The 2,610-nt window shown below is 60.1% G+C and carries 2 protein-coding genes; one reads left to right on the forward strand and one right to left on the reverse strand.

The genetic code is table 11. The annotated features are described in order from the left end of the window. Positions 1–77: 77 nt before the first annotated feature. Positions 78–881 carry a Fic family protein gene (locus tag VTU_RS30295; RefSeq protein ID WP_050809571.1) on the reverse strand — a complete coding sequence of 268 codons (804 nt, stop codon included), beginning with the start codon at positions 879–881 and terminating at the stop codon, positions 78–80. Between the two features lie 604 nt (positions 882–1,485). On the opposite strand from VTU_RS30295, the gene VTU_RS0124610 reads away from it, so the two are divergent. Then, complete coding sequence (locus tag VTU_RS0124610; RefSeq protein ID WP_010110451.1) at positions 1,486–2,259, forward strand: hypothetical protein; 774 nt, start codon at positions 1,486–1,488, stop codon at positions 2,257–2,259. Positions 2,260–2,610 lie beyond the last annotated feature (351 nt).

Genomic DNA, 2,610 nt, shown 5'->3' on the forward strand with positions numbered 1-2,610 from the left:
ATCAGGGCCCGCCCGCCATGGGCCACCACGCCGCAGCATGGCAGCCCCCTGGGGCTGCAACGGGCGACGGCAGGAACCTACCCCGGTTTATCTGCTTGCGACACCCGGCACGGCTCGGGATTGGCCGCGTGAATTTGGTCGGCTTCCGGGTGGCAGTCCACCAAAAACTGCATCATTTCCGTTGCATCCTTGCCCAGATAGAAGCGCACCATCTTTTCATTGAACGCGTGGGCTTTGGCGGCCGGTACGCTGATGGCGTCGATGCCATGCGACATCAAAACGCCATTCATCATGAAGCGGGAAGAGCGCTTGTTGCCATCGAAGAAAAATTGCTGCAATGCACCGAACAGAAAAAAAGCAGCTCCTTTTTCAAATGCTTGGCAGGCTTCCAACGCGTTGATACCTTGCTGGAAAATCCGGTTCAGTTCCGGTGCTCCCGGTACTGTCGGCAAAGGTGTATGGCGCCCTTGCTCGCCAAGGCCAACGTCCGGGGTGTAGTTCGTCTCCCTGCCTTCACCACGGAACACGCCCCACTCCAAGGCTTCCCTGCGGACGACGATCCCGTTGATTTCTGCAAACAGTGGTTTGGACAGGGAGAACTTTCCATGCTTCACGATCGAGAGCAGATACTTTGAGCTTTCAGCGAGATTGAGCACTTGCTCTTGGTCAGTAATTCTTCGACCACCAATCGTTACCCCGTCGAGCAGGGTTTTCACCTCCGGGTATGTGAATGGATTTCCCTCAAGGACGCTGGCGTCCCAAACAAACTCTGGAAGCATCCGGTGGAAACGGAAACACACCCGGTCAACCGAGTGCATTGGAATAATGCTTGGGACAGCCGATCTGTCCCAGTGAAAGCCAAGTGAGTCGAATGGTTCCATTCTGGAATCCAGCAGTTTTTGTCCGCAGTATGGAGATGATTCACATTTTTGCGCCCATTCAATTCAGGCTTGGGAGCCGGCGCATGAGGCTGTGGATTATGACCTACGGCGAAGGGATGGGTCCAAGGAGCAGCGCCGCGCCAAGCCAGCGACCAGCATTTTTGGCTCGCCGCCCCTGCGCCCTCGGTCCTCCTGAGCAGCACGGCGCCATGGCTCACGCAACTTTACACCGCGGTCATGCAGAAAGTGATGAGAAGTTACCAAATGAAAAATATCCTGCCATACATTTCGGACTGCAGTGAACAATCAGATTGCTCGAGACCATGTTGGCGCAACGGAAGATCCCCTCGCGATCGGCGAACAACCCGGTTGACCCGGAACGCAGGTCCCACTGTGGTGCGCCTCCATGCCACAGGAAATCGTCTGTCCACAGGGTGGCTTGCCCGGTACCGGTCAGCCAAGCCCATGCCAAACCCCCGCCCCATGCCGCCAGGGACCCCCCACACAGCGCCGCGCACCAACCCGCAAAGCAAGGGCCAAGCGCCGGCGCCAAAGCGGATCCATCAATCCATCAATTCATATCAATCCAGAAGGAAAAAACACCATGTCAACCTCAACCATCGACTTCACATCCAATTTGCCCGGGTCGCCCCGCATCACGATCGACAACAGCAGGCCAGCCGACGAACCCGCCATCATCAGCTTCACCTTCGATGAACCGGTGACAAGCGTCGAAGGCCTTACCCTGGGCGGTCCCGCCAGCGGCCCGACGATCAGTCACCTGAACAGCCCCGACGGCGGCCGGACCTGGCTCGGCATACTGCCGGACGCGAACGACACCGCTGCGTCCATGCTGATGCTGACCGGCGCTACCGTTGCCCCTGCGGCCAAGGCCGAGGAGCAGGTGCTGGCCGACGACCAGAGCAGCACCGACTCGAAGACCGAGGAAGACCACGACCTTTCGCTGGCCGACGACCAGAGCAGCGCCGGCTCGGAGAGCAAAGTGGCGCAGGACACGGACGACGACAAGGCGGACGAGGAGCAGGATGACTCCATGGTGCTCAAGAGCAGCACGGAGGCCACCGCTGCCCCTGCGGCCAAGGCCGAGGAGCAGGTGCTGGCCGACGACCAGAGCAGCACCGACTCGAAGGCCGAGGAGCAGGACACGGACGACTACAGCATGGTCTGGGACGACAGCTGGAACGGCGACAAGGGCTACGCCAATGTCGACGACAGGGACGGTAACTATTACGGCGACGATTACAGCAACGGGGGCTACAACTGGGATTACAACTGGGACGACGCCAGCGGCGCGGCGGACGTGCAGCCGTTGCTCATCGTCGGACGTCCGTCCGATGCGGATTCGTACTGGTTCTGACCCAGACTGACTTGGGCGGCGCGCTACCCGGAGAGAGATCGGGGAACTGGGCGGCGCGCCGCCCTGCTCTGGCTACTTATTCCTTGGCAGCAGGCTACCGGGCTTCTGCCTTGGTGTCGTTGAACCGGCCGTAGCCTTGCAGGCGCTGGTAGCGACGCTCGAGCAGGTCCCGGGGTTTGATGTCCGCGACCTGGCAAGCCCATGCCAAACCCCGCCCCATGCCGCCAGGGTCCCCCCGCGCAGCACCGCGCACCAACCCGCAAAGCAAGGGCCAAGCGCCGGCGCCAAAGCGGATCCATCCAATCCATCAATCCATATCAATCCAGAAGGAAAAACACCATGTCAACCAAA

This window comes from Verminephrobacter aporrectodeae subsp. tuberculatae At4, from assembly GCF_000193225.1.
Classification (GTDB): Bacteria; Pseudomonadota; Gammaproteobacteria; order Burkholderiales; family Burkholderiaceae_C; genus Acidovorax; species Acidovorax aporrectodeae.

Excerpts from the sequence above, each read along its gene's own strand:
- VTU_RS30295 (WP_050809571.1), bottom strand. The coding sequence starts at position 881 with ATGGAACCATTCGACTCACTTGGCTTTCACTGGGACAGATCGGCTGTC.
- VTU_RS0124610 (WP_010110451.1), top strand. The coding sequence starts at position 1,486 with ATGTCAACCTCAACCATCGACTTCACATCCAATTTGCCCGGGTCGCCC.